The following is a 23,491-nucleotide window of genomic DNA, read 5'->3' as shown; positions in this document are numbered from 1 at the left end:
TGTGCCCGACGGGCGGCCGGACACCGGCACCGCGGCCTGAGCGTCCCGTATGGAAAGGCGTTGAGGAAACTTCGCGGCCGCATGGAACCGGCGCGCCGTTGTCAGCGTCTAACAGTTATGGATATTCAGCCACAACCGCATGAAACAAACCGACCGACCAGTCCGATCACGCCATACCCGAGTGCGCAGCTTCTGCGCTCGCCTGCGCAACTCATCGCGTCGATCCCAGCAGCGCTGGGCTACTTTCCAAACGAGGCAGTAGTGCTCATCAACGCATACAGCCCGCCGGGAGCCTCTCCGGCGTTGGAAATTGGAGCCTACGTCGATGCCGATGTGGGAAACACCGAAAGTATTCAACGCGCGCTCCAGCGCATCCCGCTTATCCGACATGTGGCCACCTTCGCAGTGATCGTGACTCGTGTTCCGGAATCGCAGATGGTTGCGGCCGCTGCGGAAGGATTGCGAATGGCGGCGGACGCTTTCGGGGAGATCGTCGAAGCCTGCTGGATTGTCTCCGAAATCGCAGACGGCACGCATTACCAACTCGTATTCGGCCCAGACCCGGACACAGCCCAGGCAGTCTGGGAATGGAGCGAAGAGTACGAACAGGGCACGGTGACATCGGTCGCGGCGGCAGAACCGATGCGCCCGCTAATCGACCACGGGGTCCTGCCCGAGCTGCATAAAAGCGAAGTGTTTTCTCACTTCGATCCAGTATGCGAACCTGATGTGGAGATGGGGGAGACGCTGGCTCCCAGCGCCTGTGAGCGCGGCACCCAGCTGTTCGGTCTTCTCACAACGGCTCCACAGGCCGCCCGAGCGCAGATCAGACAGGCATGCGATACCTATATAGCCGCGCCAAACGCCCGGCTCATCGACACCGAAGGCAGCCTCATTATCGACGACGTGTTCACCAGCGTGGACGATGTCGAGTTAGTTGCCGCCATGCTTTCTGGCAGCAGATTGCGCGATTTTCTCATCGTCGATGCGCTCGAGCGGCCGCGGGCGGCAGGGGCAGTGCTATTAACTATCGCCCGAAACTTTAGTGGTGTAATCAGGGCGAACGCACTGTGCCTATGGGGCATGATCGCCCTGTCGCAAGGGCTCATCGGCTGGGCCACTACAGCGCTGGCGTGCGCAGAAAACGAAGTGCCAGGACACAAGCTATCCGGACTATTGAGCAGCGTGATGGACATTGGGCAAGGCCAATCGCTGCTCGAGTTGTGCCGTCAAGGATGTCTAGACACTTGGAGTGAACTCGAAGGGTGATGTCGACTCCACGAGGTTCAGCCAGCTGTTGCGCTAGCGTGCTGCATGCGACTGGTCACCGAGCTGCCGGGTGAACTCCCAGGCGTCCTCGACAATCGTTCGCAGCTGCGTTCGTGTCGGGTTCCAACCGAGGGCATCGCGGATCTTCTCCGAAGACGCGATCAGCGTCGCCGGATCCCCCGCTCGGCGTGGAGCAACCTCCGCCGGAATTGCGTGGCCGGTGACCTCGCGGCACACCTCGACAACCTCGCGCACTGAATATCCGTCACCGGAGCCCAGATTGTAAATCTGGTGCGTGCCGGGGGAGTTGGCCTCGAGCGCGAGCACGTGCGCATCTGCGAGATCCCGGATATGGATGTAATCGCGCACGCACGTGCCGTCCTTCGTCGGCCAGTCGTCGCCGTACATCATGATCTTGTCGCGGTAACCCATCGCCACCTGCAGCACGATGGGGATCAGGTGCGTCTCCGTTATGTGATTCTCCCCGATACCGTTGTATGCGCCGGCGACGTTGAAATAGCGCAGACTGGTCGCGCCCAGACCGTAGGCATTGCAGTACGACGTGATCGCGTGATCAATGGACAACTTCGTCGCACCGTACGGGTTGGTCGGCCGGGTGGGGGCATCCTCGGTGATAGGCACAACTTCGGGCTCGCCGTACGTGGCTGCGGTGGAGGAAAAGACCAGCGAATTCACGTCGTGCCGACGCATTGAATCAAGCAGCGCCAAGGACACATCGAGGTTGCCGTGCCAGTACTTGGCAGGATCCTCCATGGACTCGCCGACGAGCGACTTCGCGGCGAAGTGCAGCACGCCGTCCACCGGCCCGCTGCCGTCCGCAGCAAGCACATCGTCAATGACGTCGCGTATCTCCCCCTCGACAAACGTGGCGCCTTCCGGCACGGCGTACCGGTTGCCGGTGGATAGATCGTCCACGACGATCACTTCGTGGCCCGCCTCGAGCAGCGTGGCAGCGCACACGCTACCCACGTAGCCAGCACCGCCGGTGACGACAAGCTTCATGGAGATCCTTTCTGTGCCTTCTAGTCCTGACGCTCCACGCGCAGGGCGTGCGAGACATCCGCGGTGAGCACGAACGTCTCGCCCTCATCGGTGGAGACTTCTAAAGCGCCACCCTCCAAAGGATGCAGATCGACGGTCTGGCCCACAAGCTGCCCCGCGGCCTTAGGCAATGCGCCGTCCTGCAGAATCTCGCTGATCTGCACCACCGTTGCGCGCACCGGTTCTTTGAGGCGGAGATCGCTGGCACGGGTGCCCGCTTGATCGGCGGTGCTAGCAGTTGCGCCCAACTCGTCGAGCGCCGGGATCGGGTTGCCGAAGGGGGAGCGGTCGGCGTTGTCCAGCACCGCGACAACTCGGCGCTCCACCTCTTCGCTCATCACGTGCTCCCACCGGCACGCCTCTTCGTGGACCTGGGCGAGGTCAAGCTTCAGTACGTCGGTAAGCAGCCGCTCCGCAAGACGGTGTTTGCGCATGACGGCGGTGGCACGTCGACGCCCTTCCTCGGTCAACGACAGGGAACGGTCGTGCTCGACCACGATCAGGCCGTCGCGCTCCATGCGCGCGACCGTCTGCGAGACGGTGGGGCCGGACTGTTCGAGGCGTTCCGCGATTCGCGCACGCAGAGGCGTAATACCTTCCTCCTCCAGTTCGTAGACGGTGCGCAGATACATCTCTGTGGTGTCAACAAGGTCACGCACTGTGATGCTCCCTTCCAATCGCGGTGCTGGTTAGAGGTCCGAAAACCATGTGGGCAATACTTTAGCCCAGCCCCCGTGGCGGTATCGGTGAACCTGGAACGGGCTGCTGGGCTGGACTATTCGGGTGGCCGTATCACTTACAGCGCGTAGTCGCGCAGACGGTCCGCGCGTTCGCCGGCGCGCAGCTTCGCCATCACCTCGCGCTCGATCTGGCGGACGCGCTCGCGCGAGAGACCGAACCGGCGGCCGATCTGGTCCAACGTGCGCGGCACACCGTCGGTCAGGCCGTAGCGCATGCGGATGACATCCTGCTCGCGCTGCTCGAGCCCGTTGATAATGTCCTCGATATCGTCGTGCCGCAGGGTGGTTACTACTGCGTCTTCGGCGTCGATGGCTTCGGCGTCTTCAATGAAATCGCCCAACGGCGCTTCCTCGTCCGCGCCGACCGGCATGTCCAAGCTCACCGGGTCGCGCGACTGGCGCAGCAGCATCTCAATCTTGGATTCCTCGATGCCGGATTCCTCCGCCAGCTCCTCGTTCGTGGGCTCGCGGCCCAAGGACTGGTACATCTCGCGGCGGATGCGGGAGAGCTTGTTCACCTGCTCCACCAGATGGACTGGGAGACGGATCGTGCGCGACTGATCCGCCATACCGCGCGTGATCGCCTGGCGGATCCACCAAGTGGCATAGGTGGAGAACTTGAAACCCTTGGAGTAGTCGAACTTCTCCATCGCGCGGATCAGGCCCAAGTTGCCTTCCTGGATCAGATCCAAAAGCGGCATGCCGCGGCCGGTGTAACGCTTCGCCAGGGACACCACGAGACGCAGGTTGGCCTCAAGCAGGTGGGCGCGGGCCTTACGGCCTTCCTTCGCCAGAATCTTCAAGTCGCGCTTCTTTGCGCGGGTCAACTTCACCTCAGGGTCGTCCAATAGACGCTGCGCGTACAGGCCAACTTCAATCTGCTGGGCGAGCTCGACCTCCTCCTCAGCGTTGAGCAGGGCTGTCTTGCCGATGCCGTTGAGGTAGACGCGGACGAGGTCCGCAGAAGGGTTGTCGTTGGTCTGATTCCGCCGGCTACCGCGGTCGACGGTCTCCCCGGATTCTTGGGTTCCCTGTGCAGCGTGATCCGGTTGGGTCATGTGGCAACGCCTCCTCGGACTAGGTGGAAAAGCTGGATGGGACAGCTGGGCAGTCTAGATGGGCAACGCTCGGCTGTCGCCTGGTGTTCCCACCCGTGAGAAATATATTCAGATCACGCTTCCACGATGACGGTAAAGGGGCCGTCGTTGACGCTTGCCACCTGCATCTGCGCGCCAAAGCGGCCCTCTTCGACATGGATGCCGCGCGAGCGCAGTGTCTCGGCGATTTTGCCGATCACCGGTTCCGCGGCGTCGCCCGGTGCCGCGTCACTCCAAGACGGGCGCCGTCCTTTCGCCGTGCGGCCCATCAGCGTGAACTGGCTGACCAGCAACACCGGAGCGCCAGCGTCTTCCACCGAGCGTTCGCCCTCGAGAATGCGAAGCTCCGCGATCTTGCGGGCCACCGTCTCCCACGCATCATCCGCATCGTTGCGCCCCACGCCAACGAGAGCGAGGATTCCGCCGGTATCGGGGCAGTCGATCGCTCCGACGGTTTCGCCGTCCACGGTCACCGACGCACTTGTCACACGCGTAAGTACAGCCTTCATTGATGCTCCGATCTGTCTATAGGTGAGTCAGTTGCGCGATTTCAGCGGGCAGGATCAGCCCGTGGCGCACGAGGTCGACCACAGCGCCTGCCGCATCCGCTTCAAGCTTGTCGACGTCCTCCGGTTGCCCCAACCCGCGCGACGCCGCATACAGGCCGACTACGTCCCGCAACGGCAGACCGTTCGGGTGCAGCCCCGAGATCAGCGAGAGGATGCCCGCATCGATGGTGTGGGAGAACCGTGGCCCGTCGGTACGGGTGATGCGCAGCGTTTCGTCCGCGAACCCCATGCCGAGGTCGGTGTCCGCGAGCTTGATGTCTTCCAGTGCCACGGTGGGCCGGACCACGTAGTTCGCATCGAGGACGCCGTCGCGGTCCTTGTCGCGCAGCCACGCGGTGCGGGTGAAATACTCTTCCGCCTCCGGGCCGAGCGGGTCTGTAAACGGCTGGGAAAGCTCCTCGCAGGTGATCTCGCTGGGAGCATCGCCAATGTCCTCCAGGAGGATCCAGCCAAAGCCCACCGCATGGACATCGTTGTCCGAAAAGTGGTCGAGCCACTGCACGGTGCGCGCGACACCGTCGTCTGAGCGGGGATCGATGGACTCGTCGCGCAGCCACGTGGAGACGTACATGCCGGGATCGACCACGTCGCGCTGCAACACCCAGGCGCTCACGCCGTGGGAGGGCAACCAGGATGCGACGCGGGCCTGCCAGGACTCATCCAGCACATGCACCCACGAACCGAGAATGAACGCCCGTCCGCCCTCGGCGAGGTGGTCCGGTGCCTGGTTGAGCACCAGCTCAGTCGCTCCGTCGAGGTCCAAACCAGAGTCGCGGTAGACATGGCCCACCTCCGGCAAGCCCACAACAAACGGCGGGTTGGCCACAATACGGTCGAATGTCTCGCCTTGCACCGGCTCGAACCATTCACCCTCTCGCAACTCCACGTTATCCACGCCGTTCGCCCGCATGGTGGCCTCGGCGAATTCCAGTGCGCGGGCGTGGACGTCGGTTGCCACCACCCGCGTGGCGGCGTCTGCCTGCGCAAGCGCCTGGATGCCCGAGCCGGTGCCCAAATCCAGCACTGAATCCACCGGGGTGCACGGCGTGGCGGACAGCAGCGACAGTGACGCCGACCCGACGCCGAGGACGTGGTCGCGGCCCGGTACGTGATCGGTCATGGACGCGTCGAGGTCGGACAGCATCAACCTCGGCTTGCCGGCGACCACGTGGGGACGCACGTCAACGGCGATGCGGTACGTGGACGAGTCGGCGACGGGCAGGACCAAATGGTCGTCGATAAGCGATAGCGCGAGCTTCGGGGTGAGCATGTCGCCGAGCGCCTCCGCTGTGGCCGGACGGCGCAGCAAGAAGAACCTGATCAGGCGCGACAGGCGCGCGTCGTCGGAACATGCGGCCAGAACCACTCCCGGCTCACGGCGGTACAGCGCCTCGGTGGCCTCCGGACCCAGGTGCGCCGCGATGCCGTCCGCACTGAAACCAGCCGCGCTGAGCTCGTCGGCGAGCACCTGGGCAACTGCGGGAAGATGAGGGGAGAGGTGTCCAGGGTCAGTCACGTATAGCTCCTGCAGTACGAGAGGGTTATTCGTCGTGCTCGATGATAGCGGGGGAGCTGCCCCGGTCTTTCTCCGCCGAATCCAGCGCCGCTCGCTGCTGCTGCGCCAGCATCTGCTGCTCCTGGCGGGCCACGGCGGGCTTATACACGTTCTTCTGGCGGGAATCCCGCACCTCTCCCTGCGCGTTCCCGCGCACCACGGCGATCCACGGCAACGGGACAGACACCACAAACAAAATGCCGGCGAGCACCCACCAATTCGCCCACGCCGCAGCCACTGCCGCGACGATGAAGGGCAGACGCAACCCTTGCAAGACGGCGTACTGCTTCTCTCGCGACTGCCGGTTCTGCTCCGGAGTGAAAGAAGCATCCGTGATCAGCGCGCGGGACTTCCTGCTCCGGCGTAAGCGGCGGGAGGCGCGCCCAGTGGATGCATGGTCGTTGGCGCTCATGAACTCTGAGGTTAGCCCTCCGGCTTAACCTCTCGCCCAAATTGGGGCATGATGGTTGCCGTGAATACGACGACGAAGACGCTCGAGCGCCCGGATCTCAAGGAAGACACCTCGTCGACCACGGACGACGGGACCCCCAAGTTCTTCCACTACGTGAAGAAGGACCAGATCGTCGATTCCGCCATCTCCGGCAAAATGGTGGTGGCGCTGTGCGGCGAGACCTTCCCGGTGAAAAAGCAGGCCAAGCCCGGCTCGCCGGTCTGCCCCGACTGCGAGCGGATCTACAAGGGGCTGCGCCGCAAGTGACCGCCGCGACTTCTGGGCCCCAGCTGCGCAAATGGCAGCAGGAGGCCCTTGATTCGTTTCTCCGTGACAAGCCGCGCGACTTCATGGCCGTGGCAACCCCGGGCGCGGGCAAAACAACCTTCGCGCTGACCTTGGCATCGCGCCTGAAAGAGGACAAGACTGTCCAGCGCATCATCGTCGTCGTGCCCACGGAGCACCTGAAGCACCAGTGGTCCGATGCCGCGAAGCGTTTTGGTCTATCCCTGGACCCAAATTTCACTAACTCTTCAGCCGTCAACGCCTCCTACGACGGCATTGTGGTCACGTATGCGCAGGTGGGTATGCACCCGTTCAAGCACCACGCTGTGGCGTCGGCGCGCCGCACGCTGGTGATTCTGGACGAGATCCACCACGCGGGCGACTCTAAGAGCTGGGGCGACGGCGTTTACGAGGCCTACAACGACGTCGAGCACCGCCTGGCACTGACCGGTACGCCGTTCCGCTCCGACGACTCGCAGATCCCGTTCGTGCGCTATGTCGAGGACGGCGAAGGCCACCTGGTTTCGGAAGCCGACTACACCTACGGCTACTCGCATGCGCTCGCCGACGGCGTGGTGCGCCCGGTGGTGTTTCTCGCGTACTCCGGCGAGGCACAGTGGAAGGACTCGGCGGGTGAGGAGTACTCCGCGCGCCTTGGTGAACCGCTGAACGCCGAGCAAACCACCCGCGCCTGGCGCACCGCGCTCGACCCGAAGGGCGACTGGATCGCCGCGGTGCTCACCGCCGCGCACACCAGGTTGATGAAGATCCGCGCCAACATGCCGGACGCAGGCGGATTGGTCATCGCCACGAACAAGACCACCGCCCGCGCCTACGCAAAGATCTTGGAGAAGTTGTCCAACACCCCGGTGACTGTGGTGCTTTCCGACGAGCCCGGCGCCTCCGACCGCATCGACGAGTTCTCCGCTTCGCGCGACGAGTGGATGGTGGCGGTGCGCATGGTCTCCGAGGGGGTGGACGTGCCGCGCCTGTCCGTGGGAGTCTACGCCACATCAGCGTCCACCCCGCTGTTTTTCGCGCAGGCGATCGGACGCTTTGTTCGCTCCCGTATGCCGGGCGAGTCCGCGTCGGTGTTTCTGCCCTCCGTGCCGGTGCTGCTGCGCCTGGCGGAGGAGATGGAGGTCTCGCGCGACCACGTCCTGGGCAAACCCCATAGGGAATCAGGCTGGTCGGACGAGCTGCTGGACCAAGCCAACCGTACGCAGACAGAACCGGACGACATGCCGTCCTACGAATCCATCGGCGCGTCCGCCGAGCTGGACTCGCTGATCTTCGACGGCTCCACCTACGGCACGCCCACCCAAGCCGGATCCGCCGAAGAGCAGGACTTCCTCGGCCTGCCAGGGCTGCTCGACGCGGAGCAGGTGCGCACGCTTCTTGCCAAGCGGCAAAGCGACCAATTGGATGCCCGCGACGCAGAGGAGCGGGCGCGCAAGGCAGAAGAACGCAAGGCGCGGGAACGGGCGGAGGTGCTCGGCGAGCCGGTGAAGAAGCCCGATGCGGTCCAAGATTCAGCCGCCCCCAGCGCCACAACCGCCGCGGACGAAATCCCCGCGCTGCGCAAAGAGCTGAACACGCGCGTGGCTATCGCCGCCGGCAAAACCGGCCGGCCCCACGGCGCGATCCACACCGAGGTGCGCAAAGCCTGCGGTGGACCGCCGACCGCACTGTGCAACGCCGAACAGCTGCGCGAGCGCATAGCCTTCCTGCGAGACTGGTAGTCCCGGCGGTAGGGTGGCGTGCACCGCAATGAAACGAAAGGATTTGTGATGAGCACCCCTTACAACGGCCAGAACCCGAACGGCCAGAATCCGAACGGCGAAAACCCCTACGGTGGCGACCAGTACGGCACCAACCCGGCAGCCGGCCACCCGGAGGGCGTTTCCAACTACGGCGACTACACCGGCCACGAGCAGCTGCAACCCGACTACACCCGTGGCGAGCCGGGCCACGCCGGCTATGGCATGGCGGGGAACAACTACAACCAGGCACCAACCTCGTACGGCTACGAGGCAGCCGCGCCGCAGCAGAACAACGGTGTGGCTCTTGCCGCGATGATCCTGGGCATTTTGTCCCTGCTGGGGCTGCTGTTTCTCTTCCCGGGTCTTATTCTCGGCGTGATTGCGCTGATCCTGGGCATCGTCGGTGTGAAGAAGGCGAACTCCATCGTCGGCCCGGGTTCCCGCAAGGGCATGGCGATCTCCGGCATCGTCATGGGTGCCATCGCCACCATCCTGTCCGCCCTGATGCTGATCTTCGGTTTCTCTGTGGCGAAGCAGCTCTTGGACGACGGCGTCTTCGAGGCGTGCGAGCAGTTCCAGGGCGATAGCGCCAAGTACCAGTCCTGCATCGAGGACGAGGTTGATAAGAGCCTGAACAACTAAGCGCTTTGCTTTTCGACGGCTAACGCCCCGACCACGATCGGTCGGGGCGTTTATGCGTTGCAGGGCAAACCCGCGCTGCGGGTTAATCCAGGTAGTCGCGCAGTACCTGGGAGCGCGACGGGTGGCGCAGCTTCGACATGGTCTTGGACTCGATCTGGCGGATGCGCTCGCGCGTCACGCCGTAGACCTGCCCGATCTCGTCGAGGGTGCGCGGCATGCCGTCGGTAAGCCCGAAGCGCAGGCGCACAACGCCAGCTTCGCGCTCGGACAGCGTGTGCAGCACGTCCTGCAGCTGGTCCTGCAGCAGCGTGAACGACACCGCGTCCACAGCCACGACAGCCTCGGAGTCCTCGATGAAGTCGCCGAGCTGGCTGTCGCCCTCGTCGCCGATGGTCTGATCAAGCGAGATCGGCTCACGGGCGTACTGCTGGATCTCCATCACCTTTTCTTCAGTGATGTCCATTTCCTTCGCCAGCTCCAGCGGGGTCGGCTCGCGGCCAAGATCCTGCAGCAGCTCGCGCTGGATGCGGCCGAGCTTATTAATGACCTCGACCATGTGCACCGGGATACGGATGGTGCGGGCTTGATCCGCCATCGCGCGGGTAATGGCCTGGCGGATCCACCAGGTGGCGTAGGTGGAGAACTTGTACCCCTTGGAGTAGTCGAACTTCTCTACCGCGCGGATGAGACCGAGGTTGCCCTCCTGGATCAGGTCCAGAAACGCCATGCCGCGGCCGGTGTAGCGCTTCGCCAGGGAGACCACCAGACGAAGGTTCGCCTCCAACAGGTGGTTTTTCGCCTTCCGCCCATCGCGCGCAACGGAACGCAGGTCGCGCTTCACCGCTGGGGTGAGTTTCGCGTCCTTGTCACCTTCGGCGGCCGCACGCGCCATCTCGTCGAGGCGGTACTGCGCGTACAGTCCGGCCTCGATGCGTTTTGCGAGCGACACCTCCTGCTCTGCGTCGAGCAGGGCCACCTTGCCGATCTGCTTGAGGTAGGCGCGCACCGAGTCAGCGGAGGCCGTCAGCTGCGCGTCCTTGCGTGCCTGGCGCAGGGCAGCGGACTCCTCGATGTCCCAGACAGAAGAACTGCTGTCTTCCTCGTCGTCTTCGTCGTCCTCGGCGTCATCTTCGCCCAGGCCTTCCTCATCCTCACCGTCGTCGCCGAGTGCGTCGTCGATGTCCTCATCGAAGGCCTCGTCCTCGTCGCCGATCTCCGGGTCGTAATCCGCATCGCCGTCAACGTTTTGGACCTCGTCCTCCAGCTCGTCGGCATCCGCGGCGTCCTTGACCGCCTTAGTTGCCTTCTTCGCTGTGGCCTTCTTCGCAGTCGTCTTCTTTGCGGTTTTCTTAACGGCCTTCTTCGCAGTCTTTTTCGCCGTCTTCTTTGCTGCCTTCTTCACCGTCTTTTTGGCGGTCTTCTTCGCGGTTTTCTTCGCAGCCTTCTTGGCTGTCTTCTTCGCGCTGGACTTGGCAACGCTGCCTGCGCCACCGTCGGACGAAACTGCAGTCACGTCGTCGGCATTGTTGCTTGAAGCTTCGCTGGCTACCACGTACGCCCTTTCGAGTCAATCGGACCTTACCACTGGCAATCCAGGGTACGTATGCGTCCAAAAATTTTCAGAACGCCAATATTAACAGCCGTCCACGCGGAGTATTCCGTGCCCCGCGGACCGACCGTTGAACGGCAACCACCGTACATCAACCCCCGGGTGGGGTTACGGTGCGACATGGTCCTGGGCGGCCATCGCGGCTCCCACGATGCCGGCCCGGTTGCGCAGCGCTGCCGGAACCACCGGGGTGTCCACGGTCAAAAGCGGCACCCACTTGTCCGCGTGCCGGGAAATGCCGCCACCGACAACGAACGCCGTCGGGTTAAACAGCCGGTCGTATTCGTGAAGGATTGTATCTACGCGCTTGGCCCACTTTTTGTAGCTGAGCTCATCCCGGTCTTTCGCGGCGGAAGAGGCGAAATGCTCGGCCTCGGTGCCGTCGATAAGCATGTGCCCGAGTTCCGTGTTGGGGAACAAGGTGCCGTCAACCAGAAACGCGGAACCAATGCCGGTGCCGAAGGTGAGGAAGATAACCGCGCCACTGCGGGCGGCATCGTCGCCGAAGGCGACCTCGGCAATGCCCGCCGCGTCCGCATCATTGAGTACAGAGACGGCCTCGCGGCCCAGCGCTTCGGTGAAGAGACCGTGCACGTTGGCGCCCACCCACGACGCATCGATGTTGGCTGCGGTGCGCGCGACCTGCTGGGTCACCACTGACGGGAGAGTGATGCCGACCGGGCCCTCCCACTCGCATTCGCCGACGATCTGCCTGACAACCTCGGCAACCGCCTCCGGGGTCGCGGGCTTAGGGGTGGCAATCTTTACCCGCTCGCCCACAAAATCGCCGGTTTGCAGATCCACCACGGCGCCCTTCACGCCGGAACCGCCGATATCAACACCGAAACCCAGAGCCTTTTGCGTCATGGAGTGGAAGTGTACAAACGCAAAGCAACCCCCGCCTTGCAAGCGAAGTTTTCGACGCCTGAGCAGGAAAGATGACAGGGCTATGTGTTTGACCTAGTATTCCGCTCAAATAACGACATTCAGGCCCCTTCCAGGGGCGACCACGCTGAGCTGGAGGACACACCACCATGGCCACCGATTACGATGCGCCGCGCCGCCGCATGGACGATGAAATTGAGACCGACTCCTTGGAAGGCCTCAAGGCTGCTGAAGTAGCTGGCAGCAGCATGGATGACGACGGCGAGATCGTGGAACCGGTGGAGCCTCCGACCCAGGACCTGTCCGGCGAGGAGCTCAACGTCGAGGTCAAGCCGCGACAGGACGACGAGTTCACCTGCGCATCCTGTTTCCTGGTGCAGAAGAACAAGCGCCTCGCCTACACCGAGGACGACGGCTCGAAGATCTGCCTCGACTGCGAGTAAGCAATCGCTTATCGACGGCTAAAGGGCGGCCCCACCTTGTCAGGAGGGGCCGCCCTTCGTCATTCGCGGTGTTGTCCGGGTTGTCCGGATCGTCCGGCTACCCGGCAGCAGTGCCGGGTGCGAAAGCCGCCAACACCTCCTCGGGGTTCTTCGAAGAGATCAGCCAGTACGGCGTTGGGTCCTCTGGGTCGTCCAGAACGATGAGGACATGCTCACTGACCCATGGGCGCGAGACCAAAAACGCCGCCGGGTCCAACTGGCGTCCCAGCGCATTCTGGCGGGCGGAACCCGGCACCACCATCGAGCGCGACACCACTGTGTTTGGCAGATTCGCGTCCTCCACGAGTAGCCAGCGCGTCCCGTCAGGGTCTTGCTCGACGCTTACTGTGGTGCGCGACAGCCAGAACAAAAACCACGCGAAAAGTGCCGTGAATAGCACTAGCGGAACCGCGAACCACCACACGTTGCGGTTGAGGCCGAACTGCCCGGCGAGCAACAGGGCGAGCCCGGCGAGGGCAGCCCACCAATACCAAGGCACCCACTGGCGCTCCGTGTACAACACCTTTGCCTTGGGTGCCGTCGCAGCTGGTGCTGCATCCTCGGAGCGGGGGTTTGAAGGGGTCGATGCGGTCTCACTCACGTACTCCACAATAGGCGGGCCCTGTGCAGGGGCATACTTGCGCGCCAACTGCGGGGGAGGGCGGCCCAATGCCCTGGCACAGTGCACTGGTGCCCCGGGCGGAGTGGCTTGGCGCCTCTGGCGGAGTGGCGCCGCGGTAGCGGCACTGACGTAGTGTGGGGCGGGTGGAGAACCAAAACAGCACGTACAGCACCTACGGTGGCGATTCGCTGCCGCCGATCCCAGTCAAGCGCCTTGATCCGGAGCTTCCCATGCCAATGCGGGCACACCCGGAAGATGCTGGCGCGGATCTCTATTCCGCAGAAAACTTGGTTTTGCAGCCGGGGGAGCGCGCGCTGGTGTCTACCGGAGTGGCCGTCGCGCTACCAGTGGGCACGGTCGGCCTCATCCATCCACGCTCCGGCATGGCTGCCAAGCACGGGTTGAGCATCGTCAACACGCCCGGGACCATCGACGCGGGCTACCGCGGAGAGCTGAAGGTCTGCCTGCTCAACACCGACCGTTTCGAGCCGATCGAAATCACCCGCGGGATGCGGATCGCACAGCTCGTGATCCAGCGCGTCGAGTTGGTGGGGTTCACTGAGGTTGAGGCGCTGGACGAGACACAGCGCGGCGACGGCGGGTACGGCTCGACCGGTACGCACTAGCGCCGCGTGCCCCGACTACAGTCAATAGCGGCAAACACAAGAATTACACTCATCTGCGACCACCGATTTAGGGAGTGACCACCGATGGCATTTTGGCCGTTTGGCAAGAAAAAGAAGAAGCAGAAGCAGGAGAATCCTGTAGAGTCCTCGCCGCTCGAACCGAAGCAGGACCAGCCCGCGGCTGAGTCCGAGGCAGCGTCTGCAGTTGAGGCGGCTGAGGAGGCTTCGCCCGTCGAAACGCAGGAAGCTGCCCCCGCGGCCGCGCCTGTCGCCTCGGCCGCGGCTGGTGTGGAAGCGCTGACGGACTACGACCCGGTGGGAGGCTCCACCGGCCCGTTCGACGGCGACAACGTGGACATCGAGGACTTCGACTTCTCCGACTTTTCCAACGTCACCTTGAACCTTGGCTCGATCCGCGTCCCGCTGCCGAAGGAATCCCAGGTGCAGGTGGAGATGGGCGAGCAAGGCCCGAAGATGGTTCACGTGGTTACCCGCTACGGCCGTATCACCCCGGTCGCATTCGCCGCGCCGCGCACCGGCGGCCTCTGGGAGGAGTCTTCGGAGGAGATCATCGCGGGCATGCGCTCCGAAGGCATGCCGGTGGAGATCCAGCAGGGCCCGTGGGGCCAGGAGATCGTGGGCACCGGAACGAACGGTGTCATCCGTATCATCGGCGTGGAGGGCCCGCGCTGGCTCTACCGTGTCACCCTGGCAGCTCCGACCGGCTCGGAAGACCAACTCGCCGAGATCGGCCGCGAAACTGTCGCCCGCTCCTTTGTTTACCGCGGTGATGACCCGATTCTGGCCGGCAACTCCCTGCAGGTTGTTTTGCCCGCGCAGCTGGCGCAGCAGGTGCAGGCTGCGGCTGAGGCGAAGGCGCGTCAGGGCCAAGCGTCCGCGCAGGCACCGGCGGAGGGCAACCCGAACGCACTGAGCGATGCGCTGAAGCAGATAATCGCCCAGAACGTTGAGAATCAGAAGCAGCTGCAGGAGTTGCGCGAGCGTCGCGCCGCAGGCGGCAGCACGAAGGCAGGCGGCGACGCCCCGTCTGCTGCCGAGTAAGTGGCGGAGATGGCTCATAGCACCGGTGCGCCCGCTGTCAAGGCCGGCGAGCCGGTGCGCTTGCGTGTCCGGGCTATGGCGCACGGCGGCGAAGGCATCGCCGACGCGCCAGACGGGCGTGTGGTGTTTGTCCGTGACGCAATCCCCGGGGACACGGTGGCGGCGACGCTGACGAAGGTGAAGAAGCGTTGGGCCCGCGCAGAGACGACCGCTGTGCTCGAGCCTTCGCCGCACCGCGTCGATCCCACTTGCCCCGCGGCTGCCGCGGGCGCGGGGTGCTGCGACTTTTCCCATATTGACGCAGACGCGCAACTCCGGCTCAAGCGCGAGGTGCTGCTTGGTCAGCTGGGCGCGCTGTCATCCCGTTCCGGAGTACTTGACAGCGTCGATCTCGGCTCAGTGGAGGCGGTCCAGCTCCAGCCGGCGACCGGGTGGCGCACCCGCGCCAGGCTGGGCGTGGACCGCCAGGGCAACGCCGGAATGCGGCGGGCGCGTTCCACCGAGGTCGTGGCAGGTGTGCAGTGCACCCAGCCAGTGCTGGGCTTACTCGACGGGATCGTCGGGGAAGCAGCCGACAGCTTCACTCCCGGCGCAGAGCTCGTTGCCGCAGTCGATTCAGACGGTAGCCGGCACGTGGTGGAGACTCAGGCTGCGCAACGCGGACGCCGCGTGGAGCGCGTCGAGCGCGTTCTTGAAGGTCCAGGTGAGCTGGTAGAGCGGGTGCGCGGGTTCGACTTCGTCTTCCCGCCAACTGCGTTCTGGCAGGCGCACCAGAAAGCACCCGAGGCGTATTCCGACGTGATTGCCCAGTGGGGCGCGGGTGAGTACACGCGCCGCGTGGGTTGGGACCTTTACGGTGGCGTCGGGGCGTTCGTTCCAGCGATGAACGAGGCGCTCGGTGGTGGCCGGATTGAGTCTGTGGACTACTCCAGCGCCGCAACCTCCCGCCGCCAGCAGGTCACAGCTTCGTGTGATGTGCGCGTGCACCACGGCGATGCGGCGGCGGTCGTGGGCGAGTTGGAGCGCCCGGGGCTGGTTGTGCTGGACCCGCCGCGCGCGGGCGCGGGTGCGGACGTGGTTCGTGCGATCGCTCAGGCAGCACCGGAGCGCATCATCCACGTCGGCTGCGACCCGGCAACATTCGCGCGCGACCTGGCGGGTTTTGGCGAACACGGCTATTGCGTTAAGCAGATGAAGCTTATCGACGCGTTTCCGAACACCCACCACTTCGAAGCAATCGCGGTGCTTGAGCCGGTGTAGCGGGACGAATCTTCCTCTGAGCGCCAGCGTGTAAACTAGCGTGAACGAAACGGCAGCTGCGCCCAATCCGGGCGCGCCTGACAATGCGAAGGAGTACGACGGGACTGTGGCACTGCTTGAGCATATTGCGACGCCAGCGGATGTCCGCAAGCTCTCTCCTGCGCAGCTCGACGATCTGGCCGGCGAGATCCGAGAGATGTTGATCCAGAAGGTCTCTGCAACTGGCGGCCACCTCGGCCCGAACTTGGGTGTGGTGGAGATGACCATCGCGCTGCACTACATCTTCGACTCGCCGAACGACCCGATTATTTGGGACACGTCCCACCAGTCGTACGTGCACAAGATCCTCACCGGGCGCGGTGGGCAGTTCGACACGCTGCGTAAGAAGGGTGGTCTTTCGGGCTACACCGCGCGCGCGGAGTCGGAGCACGATTGGACCGAGTCCTCGCACGCCAGCGCGTCGCTGTCCTATGCGGACGGCCTTGCCAAGGCGAAGGCGCTGAAAGGCCGGGACGGCGACAACGTCGTCGCCGTCGTCGGTGACGGGGCGTTGACCGGCGGCATGTGCTGGGAGGCGCTGAACAACATCGCGGCGGCCAACCGCAATGTGGTGATCGTTGTCAATGACAACGGCCGTTCCTATTCACCGACCATCGGCGGGTTTGCCAACAACCTGACAAAGCTGCGCGACCAGCTTGCGGCGCTTCGCATGCAGCCGGCGTACGACGAAGTGATGGAGTCCGGCAAAAAGACGCTGAAGTCCATGGGCTGGGTGGGCGAGCGCACCTTCGACGCGCTGCATGCGCTCAAAGAGGGCGTGAAGTACCAGGTGCTGCCCACCGAAATGTTCCCGGAGCTGGGCATGAAATACGTCGGCCCTGTTGAAGGGCACGACATCAAGAGCCTGCTCAACGCCTTCAAGTACGCGAAGCGCTACGAAGGCCCGCTGATAGTGCACGTGGTCACTGAGAAGGGCCACGGGTTCGCCCCGGCTGTGAACAACGTGGCTGATCAGATGCACTCCACGGGCGTGATTGATCCGGTGACTGGACAGTCGCTAGCCACATCTGAGCCGGGCTGGACTTCTGTGTTTACTGAGGAGCTGTTGCGGGTCGGCCACGAGCGCGATGACATCGTGGCCATTACCGCCGCGATGGCGGGACCAACCGGCCTGCAGCCTTTTTCGGAGCAGTTCCCGGACCGGTTCTTCGATGTAGGCATTGCAGAACAGCACGCTGTCGCATCCGCGTCGGGCATGGCGCTGGGCGGCTTGCACCCGGTTGTTGCGGTCTACTCGACGTTCCTGAATCGCGCCTTCGACCAGCTGCTCATGGACGTGGGGCTCATTGATCAACCTGTGACCCTGGTGCTGGACCGGGCGGGCGTGACCGGGTCGGATGGTGCCAGCCACAACGGTGTCTGGGACATGGCTATCGCTTCCATCGTTCCGGGGATCCGGATCGCAGCGCCGCGCGATGCAGCGCGTCTGCGCGAAGAGTTCTCCGAGGCTATCGCGGTGGACGATGGGCCGACTGTCGTCCGCTTCCCGAAGGGGGCGGTCGGCTCCGATATTGATGCCTTGGAGCGACTCGCCGGCGGCACTGACGTGCTGGCACGTCCGGAAGGCGAGGGCGCCGGGGACGAGATCGATGTGCTGATCGTTGCCGTCGGCGCATTTGCGAAGTACGGCCTCGAAGTCGCAGGAGCGGTGCGAGCCGACGGCATCCGTGCAACCGTGGTGGACCCGCGCTGGGTCGTCCCCGTCTCCTCCGACGTGCTGGAATTGGCCACGGAAGCAGACCTTGTGGTGGTGTACGAAGACGGCGTGGTCCGCGGTGGCGTTGGCTCCGCCGTAGCAGAGGCTCTCGCCGCAGCGGAGGTGGATACCCCGGTGCGCCAGCTCGCGTTCCCGGACATCTTCCCGCTGCACGCATCGCGCGGTGAGATCTTGGAGGAGTACGGCCTCGACCCCGCATCGGCTGCCAAGCAGGTCCGTGAGTGGGCGGCGAGCCTCGCGGATCAGGACGCTTAGGTCATTTGCGTCATCTCGGCGTGCGCCGCAGCCAAAATTGGCGCGGTGATTTCCACTTGCCACGGCCGCGCACCCGCTTTTTCCAGGGCCGTCGCTGCTTGATGGGTGTCCCAGGCGGGGCCGCGGCCAGGGGCGTGCCACACTGTCTCCCGCAGGATCGCGGGGGTGAGAAGAATGTCCGGCCGAATGTCCAAATCCTCGGCACTCGCGGCGATGTCTTTGCGGCACAGTTGGAGCATCTGCCACGATTCCGGGTAGTGGCGTTCCCACCCGGACTTTGACGGGGTGCCGTTAGCCCGCGCGTCTCGGCGCTGAGGCCACGTGCCAGGGTCAGTAGCCAAAGCGCGCTCGACCACGCCGAGCCAGCGCCGGACCTCCCGTGGCGGTAATCCCTTACCGCCAACCGCACGAGTTAACCCGCGAGGTGAGTCAGGCTCCGCGAGCGCAATATCAACCAGTGCCCGGTTTGGTAGCAGGCGCCCGGGGGCGATGTCGCGTTGCTCGCTCAATTGCTCGCGGGCGTGCCAGAGCTCGCGGGCGACTTGGAGTCCGGACTGGTCCCGCAATGTAGAAAGTCCCTTGATATCGCGCCAGGACTTCTCAGGGCGCGGGGCCAACGAGTAGACGGTGATGAGGTGCGCGAACTCTTCGAATGCCCAGCGCAGCTTGCCTTGAGCGTCGAGGACTTCCGTGAGCGCTTCGGCCAGCTCGTTGAGGTATTCCACGTCGAGTGCGGCGTAGTCCTGCCAAGCGCGGGGCAGAGGCGTGCGGGACCAGTCTTCGTGGCCGTGTCCCTTCTCCAGTTCCACACCGACGAAACGCTCAACCATCGCCGCGAGGTTTGGTCTGTCGTAGCCGACAATGCGGGAGGCGAGCTCAGTGTCGAAAAGGACGCCCGGGTGCAACCCGAGCAGCGCCAGACTGCGCAGATCTTCGCTGGCCGCGTGGATGATCCATTCTCCGCCGTTGAGAACAGGGCCGAGAATGTCCCGTACCTCGTCGCGGTGACCTTCGGGCGCGATCAGGAACGTGCCTGCGCCGCGACGGCGCACTTGCACGAGGAAGGCCCGGTCCCCGTAGCGGAACGACGAGGCGCGCTCAGTGTCAACAGCAAACGGACCGCGGCCGTGCGCGAGTGCGCCCGCCGCTTCACGGAAGGCGGCGGGCGTGTTTACAAGGTGGTAGTCCAGCCGTGCACTCATCAGGTGAGATTTTAGCGCGGACCGAGCTGGGCCACACCTTCCGGAGGCAAACCTGCGACGTGCGCCAGAACCTTTGAAAACGCCTCGACGTGGTGCTGAAGGTCGGTGCCTTCAGCTGTCCAGGAAGCGCGCATTTCCAGCTGGTACGCGCGAGGCGGCCCACCAATCTCGCCGAACCGCACCGAGGCAGTCGACGTGACGGTGCCGCCGAGGTTGGTGTGGCGCGCGCCAGTTTCGGCCAAGGACTCGTTGAGCCACTGCCAGGCCACGTCCGGCAGCAGTGGGTCGGAAGCGACAGCGTCGTCCATATCCGCCTGGATGTAGGCGACCAGGCGCATGGAGCCCTCCCATGCCTCTTCGGCGGCGGGGGAGTGCAACAAGATTAGGCGGCCGAACGCATCGCCTTCAGAGTTCACCGGGACGTTCTCTTCGTCCGCATGCGCGACTTCTAGGCCGACGGCGTGACTAAACGGTGCGGGGCGCTGCGGAGGGCGGATAGTGCCCAGGGTGATCTCGGGGCGCAGGCGCGCCGCGTGCATGGATTCGACGGCCGCGCTGAATTCTGCGGGCCAGGAATCGCTGTTGCCGTGGTCGTCCCTGTTGGCGCCCGCGCCTCCGGCGGACATGGGGGAGGTGGTGTCCGGTTTCATCACAGGGTCAAACGTATCCAGCAACCCGCGTCGTTGGGGGAGGCGCGCCGTGAGTGTCGCAACCTAGGGCGTAGAATGTCCTACGACTTTTGTTTGATCTGCCGTGCGGCAGGAAAGGGGCAAAATCCATGGCCAAGCTCGACTTTGACAAACTCAACGCCACGCAGCGCTTCTTGCAGTTCGCGGTGTTCCGCGCAGTCCCCGGGGTGCTTGGCACCGAGCGCAGCAAGCTTATCGACGAAGCTCGCGCCTTCTTCACCAACCTTGAGCAGGAGGGCGTGGTCACGGTTCGCGGCATCTACGACAACACCGGGATCCGCGCCGACGCCGACTTCATGATCTGGTGGCACGCCGAGGAGTTCGAGGATCTGCAGAAGGCCCTCGCGGACTTCCGCCGGGAAACCGCTTTCGGTCAGAAGGTGGAACTGAGCTGGATTGGCAACGGGCTGCACCGTCCGGCTGAGTTCAACAAGTCCCACCTGCCCAGCTTCATCATGGGTGAGGAGCCGGGGGACTGGATCACGGTCTACCCGTTCGTGCGCTCCTACGACTGGTACGTGATGGAGCCGGAAAAGCGCCGCCGCATCCTTGCGGAGCACGGCATGGCGGCCCGCGATTTCGCGGATGTGCGCGCCAACACCGTGGAAGCGTTCACACTCGGCGACTACGAGTGGATGCTCGCATTCGAGGCGCCGACGCTGGAGCGTATCGAAGCGTTGATGAAGACCATGCGATACACCGAGGCCCGCCTGCACGTGCGCGAAGAGATCCCGTTCCAGACGGGCCGCCGCGTGGGCGACATCGGCGAGATAATCTCGGTGCTGCCCTAAGCGGCCTCGCACCGGAGGCGGCGCCGTCAAAAGCAATTGCTTGACGGCGTCTTTTCTACGCTTCGTCGAGCGTCAGCGAGATAGAGTTGATGCAGTAGCGCAGATCGGTGGGGGTGTTGAAGCCCTCGCCGGCGAACACATGGCCCAGATGGGAGTGGCAGTTGGCGCACAACACCTCGGTGCGCACCATGCCGAGGGAGGTGTCCTCGCGCTCGATGATGGCGTCGCCCGCCAGCGGGGAGAAGAACGAGGGCCAGCCGCAGTGGGCGTCAAACTTCTCGGTGGAACGGAACAGCTCGGCACCGCACGCACGGCAGCGGTATACGCCCTCGGTGGTGGTGTTGGTGTATTCGCCGACACCTGGGGGTTCCGTGCCTGCCTCACGCAGAACGTGGAACTCCTCCGGGCTGAGCTTCTCACGCCACTGCGCGTCGGTGAAGTCCTTGAAATTCGTCATCGCCCAATCCTTTCCCTCGGAGCGAGCAAGGTTGGCCTAGACAATACCCACGCGGCGCACGCGACAATAAACACGGCCCACCCGGCTGTGGGTAAAAACGTGTTGAGCCAACTGCCGGTCAACGGATGATGCGGGATGGACCAGCTCAGAGGGGAAAGGCACAGCGCCGCACCGAGCCAAGCAGGCCAGCTGCGCAGGGGGCTATCCGGGGAGAACACCGTAAACAGCGCGGGAAACAGCAGCATGGAGTAATAGGCCTGTCCCAGAGAGGACAGCAGACAGACCCCGGCGAGCAGCACTCCGGAGCCCACAGCCAGGTAGAGCAGCTCTTGGCTGTGGCGCACGCGTAATAGCCCGAGCACCGCCCCTGCGACCGCGACAGCCAGCACCACGAACAGTGCGGCTTTCGCCCAGCCGGGCATGCCGAAGTACACGGCGAAACCCGGCAGGGAAGAGTTGGCGTAGTCGCGCGTGACCTTCAAATACGGAACAACCACATCGAGGTAGTCGCGGGCGCTCGGGGTCAGCGGCCACGCGATGAGGTTCATCATCACAGGAACACCAATCGCTCCGAGAGCGGGGCGCCAGCGAAACTGCAGCAGCGGCAGCACCAGCAGCGGGGCGAACATCGGCTTGACCAAAATGGCCAATCCCAGCACCACACCCGCGCTGGTGTCCCGGCGGGAAAGAAGCAGTGCGATAAAGGCAACCAAGGCGAGCAGGAGTATGCCGTTGATGTTGGAAAACACCAGCGTGTTTGTCACCGCCTCGGTGCAAAAGGCCAGTGCTATCGCGACAGGAAACGTTGGCCCGGAAAGCGGACGGCCTGAAAGTTTGGTCAGCCACGCCAAAGCGGCGATGATGCACGCGGCGTTAACCGCGATGAACAGCGGGCGCGCCAGGTCTATGTCAGAGATCAGCCCCATCGGCGACAGCAGCAGGGTCGCGCCCGGGTTGTAAAGGTAGTGCGGATTGACGTGGCTGTAGACCTCGTTGTACACGGGGACGCGTTCCACGAATCGGCGCGCCGCAGACCACACTGTGGTGAAATCGTCTGTCACCGACCCCGCGCGCGCGAGAATACACAGCCGATGCAAGACCAGAAGCGCCGCGACAGGCCAGGCTGCAGCAGCGATCGCAGACGAGACACCGGCGCTCTGGGCAGCCGGCTGGGCCTGCACTGCGGTTGAACCCGCTGCGGGTTCTTCGGGGACGCTACGTGGCGGCGGAGTATCAATCACGCGCCTAACCGTACCTGCCGGGGCGCAGCTACCCTTCGCACACGCACCGGTAGCGCAGGAAGAGCATCGAATCGCCCGCGTCTACAGACGTGTGGGCGGCTTCCAACGCATATCGCCGTTCGAATGGGCGTTGTTTGCTGATGCGTTGCAACCCCCACGGTCCGTCCGCGGCGCTTACGGAGGGATCCAAGGTGACGTGCACGACGTCAAGTAGGCCGCTGCCGATCATATCGGCGTACACGCTCGGGCCACCTTCGCAGGCAATGCGATTGAACCCATCGCGGTGCAGGGCGTCGATGACTTCAGAAGGTGAGCCATCGCCGGCGGAAAGGAAGCGCGCGCCTGCTTCTGCCAGGGCGGTGCGTTGAGGGGCCAGCGTGTCGTCGTTAAGCGATCGCTCCGGGCACACAATGATGGGGTCCCGGCCGGAGAACACCCCGAGCGAGGGGTCGATGTCCAGAGAACGCGACAGTACGGCTATCGGGGTGTCCGAAGGACCGTACCTCTCCGCAGCGACTGTGCCGGAGGAAACGAGAACGACATCCGCCCACGCGCGGAGCTCCTGCAGGAACTCGGAATCGAGCTCGTTGCCAAGATCGCCCGAAGCGCCGTCGCGACCGAAGGCGCCGAAGAGAGTCATCACCATTGCCGCACGTGTTTCACGCCTCTCAGGGGAGAGGACCGGTCCGAGGATGTCGTTCGCGGAAGTGACCATGGCAAAAGAATAACCCCGGCCGCGCGGGCCGGGGTTGAGGTGGAGCGGATGACGAGACTCGAACTCGCGACCCTCACCTTGGCAAGGTGATGCGCTACCAACTGCGCTACATCCGCATTGCTATTCAGTTACCGAGGGGACAAACCCTCTGTGCGCGATACTGGGATCGAACCAGTGACCCCTACCGTGTCGAGGTAGTGCTCTACCGCTGAGCTAATCGCGCAAGGCTATTGCAGCTTGGAGGTGGATACGGGAATCGAACCCGTGTACACGGTTTTGCAGACCGTTGCCTAACCACTCGACCAATCCACCGTGGAGTTACCTCCGAAGTATTCGGCTTCAACCCCGAAGTACTTGGAGCGGATGACGAGACTCGAACTCGCGA

The 23,491-nt window shown here is 64.1% G+C and carries 24 protein-coding genes and 3 tRNA genes; 10 read left to right on the top strand and 17 right to left on the bottom strand.

The window, feature by feature from the left end:
* Positions 1-81: 81 nt before the first annotated feature.
* Positions 82-1,269 carry a DUF4192 domain-containing protein gene (locus HMPREF2791_RS02645; protein WP_083327862.1) on the top strand — a complete coding sequence of 396 codons (1,188 nt, stop codon included), beginning with the start codon at positions 82-84 and terminating at the stop codon, positions 1,267-1,269.
* Between the two features lie 33 nt (positions 1,270-1,302).
* Here the strand turns inward: HMPREF2791_RS02645 and galE are convergent, their stop codons facing one another.
* The 6 genes from galE to HMPREF2791_RS02615 all read right to left on the bottom strand — a co-directional run bounded on the left by galE (position 1,303) and on the right by HMPREF2791_RS02615 (position 6,704).
* Complete coding sequence (gene galE, locus HMPREF2791_RS02640) at positions 1,303-2,292, bottom strand: UDP-glucose 4-epimerase GalE (protein ID WP_070844244.1); 990 nt, start codon at positions 2,290-2,292, stop codon at positions 1,303-1,305.
* 20 nt (positions 2,293-2,312) lie between these two features.
* Positions 2,313-2,990: a metal-dependent transcriptional regulator gene (locus HMPREF2791_RS02635; protein WP_070474296.1), complete on the bottom strand. Its 678-nt coding sequence runs from the start codon at positions 2,988-2,990 to the stop codon at positions 2,313-2,315.
* Positions 2,991-3,127: 137 nt separating this feature from the next.
* Positions 3,128-4,129 (bottom strand): sigma-70 family RNA polymerase sigma factor, encoded by a 1,002-nt coding sequence (locus tag HMPREF2791_RS02630; protein ID WP_070844242.1) that lies wholly within the window; start codon positions 4,127-4,129, stop codon positions 3,128-3,130.
* A gap of 113 nt (positions 4,130-4,242) precedes the next feature.
* Positions 4,243-4,677 carry a D-aminoacyl-tRNA deacylase gene (dtd, locus tag HMPREF2791_RS02625; RefSeq protein WP_070844239.1) on the bottom strand — a complete coding sequence of 145 codons (435 nt, stop codon included), beginning with the start codon at positions 4,675-4,677 and terminating at the stop codon, positions 4,243-4,245.
* A 16-nt stretch (positions 4,678-4,693) separates the two neighbouring features.
* Entirely contained in the window at positions 4,694-6,253 is a 1,560-nt protein-coding gene (locus HMPREF2791_RS02620; protein ID WP_070844237.1) for a DUF7782 domain-containing protein, read from the bottom strand.
* Positions 6,254-6,278: 25 nt separating this feature from the next.
* Complete coding sequence (locus HMPREF2791_RS02615) at positions 6,279-6,704, bottom strand: DUF3099 domain-containing protein (protein WP_070474307.1); 426 nt, start codon at positions 6,702-6,704, stop codon at positions 6,279-6,281.
* 51 nt (positions 6,705-6,755) lie between these two features.
* Here HMPREF2791_RS02615 and HMPREF2791_RS02610 point away from each other — a divergent pair, with 51 nt between their 5' ends.
* The 3 genes from HMPREF2791_RS02610 to HMPREF2791_RS02600 are packed head-to-tail and all read left to right on the top strand — an operon-like array spanning position 6,756 to position 9,433.
* Positions 6,756-7,010: a DUF3039 domain-containing protein gene (locus tag HMPREF2791_RS02610; RefSeq protein ID WP_070474523.1), complete on the top strand. Its 255-nt coding sequence runs from the start codon at positions 6,756-6,758 to the stop codon at positions 7,008-7,010.
* Complete coding sequence (locus HMPREF2791_RS02605) at positions 7,007-8,770, top strand: DEAD/DEAH box helicase (protein WP_070844235.1); 1,764 nt, start codon at positions 7,007-7,009, stop codon at positions 8,768-8,770. The genes HMPREF2791_RS02610 and HMPREF2791_RS02605 overlap by 4 nt, the downstream gene beginning before the upstream one ends.
* Before the next feature lie 48 nt (positions 8,771-8,818).
* Complete coding sequence (locus HMPREF2791_RS02600) at positions 8,819-9,433, top strand: DUF4190 domain-containing protein (RefSeq protein ID WP_070474312.1); 615 nt, start codon at positions 8,819-8,821, stop codon at positions 9,431-9,433.
* An 82-nt stretch (positions 9,434-9,515) separates the two neighbouring features.
* Here the strand turns inward: HMPREF2791_RS02600 and HMPREF2791_RS02595 are convergent, their stop codons facing one another.
* Both HMPREF2791_RS02595 and ppgK read right to left on the bottom strand, forming a co-directional pair.
* Positions 9,516-10,946 carry an RNA polymerase sigma factor gene (locus tag HMPREF2791_RS02595; RefSeq protein WP_210400150.1) on the bottom strand — a complete coding sequence of 477 codons (1,431 nt, stop codon included), beginning with the start codon at positions 10,944-10,946 and terminating at the stop codon, positions 9,516-9,518.
* Between the two features lie 204 nt (positions 10,947-11,150).
* Complete coding sequence (gene ppgK / locus HMPREF2791_RS02590) at positions 11,151-11,909, bottom strand: polyphosphate--glucose phosphotransferase (protein WP_070474318.1); 759 nt, start codon at positions 11,907-11,909, stop codon at positions 11,151-11,153.
* A 167-nt stretch (positions 11,910-12,076) separates the two neighbouring features.
* Here ppgK and HMPREF2791_RS02585 point away from each other — a divergent pair, with 167 nt between their 5' ends.
* Positions 12,077-12,370, top strand: coding sequence for a DUF4193 domain-containing protein (locus HMPREF2791_RS02585; RefSeq protein WP_063936811.1), 294 nt, complete (start codon positions 12,077-12,079; stop codon positions 12,368-12,370).
* Between the two features lie 97 nt (positions 12,371-12,467).
* Here the strand turns inward: HMPREF2791_RS02585 and HMPREF2791_RS02580 are convergent, their stop codons facing one another.
* A complete protein-coding gene (locus tag HMPREF2791_RS02580; protein WP_070474526.1) occupies positions 12,468-13,010 on the bottom strand; it encodes a DUF3093 domain-containing protein in 543 nt (180 codons plus the stop codon).
* Positions 13,011-13,174: 164 nt separating this feature from the next.
* Between HMPREF2791_RS02580 and dut the strand changes: the two genes are divergently transcribed.
* From dut to dxs, 4 genes are all read left to right on the top strand, one after another.
* The gene (gene dut, locus HMPREF2791_RS02575; RefSeq protein WP_256380996.1) at positions 13,175-13,657 is read left to right on the top strand and encodes a dUTP diphosphatase; all 483 of its coding nucleotides are present in this window, start codon (positions 13,175-13,177) and stop codon (positions 13,655-13,657) included.
* Positions 13,658-13,741: 84 nt separating this feature from the next.
* Positions 13,742-14,719 carry a DUF3710 domain-containing protein gene (locus HMPREF2791_RS11510; protein WP_083290205.1) on the top strand — a complete coding sequence of 326 codons (978 nt, stop codon included), beginning with the start codon at positions 13,742-13,744 and terminating at the stop codon, positions 14,717-14,719.
* 9 nt (positions 14,720-14,728) lie between these two features.
* Entirely contained in the window at positions 14,729-15,979 is a 1,251-nt protein-coding gene (locus HMPREF2791_RS02565) for a class I SAM-dependent RNA methyltransferase (protein WP_070844346.1), read from the top strand.
* Between the two features lie 106 nt (positions 15,980-16,085).
* On the top strand, positions 16,086-18,011 hold the full coding sequence (gene dxs / locus HMPREF2791_RS02560) for a 1-deoxy-D-xylulose-5-phosphate synthase (protein ID WP_070844230.1): 1,926 nt from the start codon (positions 16,086-16,088) through the stop codon (positions 18,009-18,011).
* Here the strand turns inward: dxs and HMPREF2791_RS02555 are convergent.
* Together HMPREF2791_RS02555 and HMPREF2791_RS02550 are read right to left on the bottom strand one after the other, a co-directional pair.
* Positions 18,008-19,213, bottom strand: a complete 1,206-nt coding sequence (locus HMPREF2791_RS02555; RefSeq protein WP_070474323.1) for an HRDC domain-containing protein — start codon at positions 19,211-19,213, stop codon at positions 18,008-18,010. The genes dxs and HMPREF2791_RS02555 overlap by 4 nt on opposite strands.
* A gap of 11 nt (positions 19,214-19,224) precedes the next feature.
* Entirely contained in the window at positions 19,225-19,839 is a 615-nt protein-coding gene (locus HMPREF2791_RS02550; RefSeq protein ID WP_070844343.1) for a DUF3000 domain-containing protein, read from the bottom strand.
* Positions 19,840-19,991: 152 nt separating this feature from the next.
* On the opposite strand from HMPREF2791_RS02550, the gene hemQ reads away from it, so the two are divergent.
* Complete coding sequence (gene hemQ / locus HMPREF2791_RS02545; RefSeq protein ID WP_070474326.1) at positions 19,992-20,693, top strand: hydrogen peroxide-dependent heme synthase; 702 nt, start codon at positions 19,992-19,994, stop codon at positions 20,691-20,693.
* A gap of 55 nt (positions 20,694-20,748) precedes the next feature.
* Here hemQ and msrB read toward each other — a convergent pair whose 3' ends face one another.
* The 6 genes from msrB to HMPREF2791_RS02515 all read right to left on the bottom strand — a co-directional run bounded on the left by msrB (position 20,749) and on the right by HMPREF2791_RS02515 (position 23,418).
* Positions 20,749-21,150: a peptide-methionine (R)-S-oxide reductase MsrB gene (gene msrB, locus HMPREF2791_RS02540; RefSeq protein ID WP_070844228.1), complete on the bottom strand. Its 402-nt coding sequence runs from the start codon at positions 21,148-21,150 to the stop codon at positions 20,749-20,751.
* Positions 21,147-22,391 (bottom strand): glycosyltransferase family 87 protein, encoded by a 1,245-nt coding sequence (locus HMPREF2791_RS02535; protein WP_246825346.1) that lies wholly within the window; start codon positions 22,389-22,391, stop codon positions 21,147-21,149. The genes msrB and HMPREF2791_RS02535 overlap by 4 nt, the downstream gene beginning before the upstream one ends.
* Before the next feature lie 28 nt (positions 22,392-22,419).
* On the bottom strand, positions 22,420-23,106 hold the full coding sequence (locus HMPREF2791_RS02530; RefSeq protein WP_070844225.1) for a dihydrofolate reductase family protein: 687 nt from the start codon (positions 23,104-23,106) through the stop codon (positions 22,420-22,422).
* Between the two features lie 40 nt (positions 23,107-23,146).
* Positions 23,147-23,222, bottom strand: a tRNA-Gly gene (locus tag HMPREF2791_RS02525).
* Positions 23,223-23,257: 35 nt separating this feature from the next.
* Positions 23,258-23,329, bottom strand: a tRNA-Val gene (locus HMPREF2791_RS02520).
* 15 nt (positions 23,330-23,344) lie between these two features.
* Positions 23,345-23,418: transfer RNA gene (locus HMPREF2791_RS02515), tRNA-Cys, on the bottom strand.
* Positions 23,419-23,491 lie beyond the last annotated feature (73 nt).

The organism is Corynebacterium sp. HMSC034A01 (assembly GCF_001838175.1).
Lineage (GTDB): Bacteria > Actinomycetota > Actinomycetes > Mycobacteriales > Mycobacteriaceae > Corynebacterium.
Note: the sequence above shows the minus strand (reverse complement) of the source record. Positions and strands in the feature narration are given on the sequence as shown.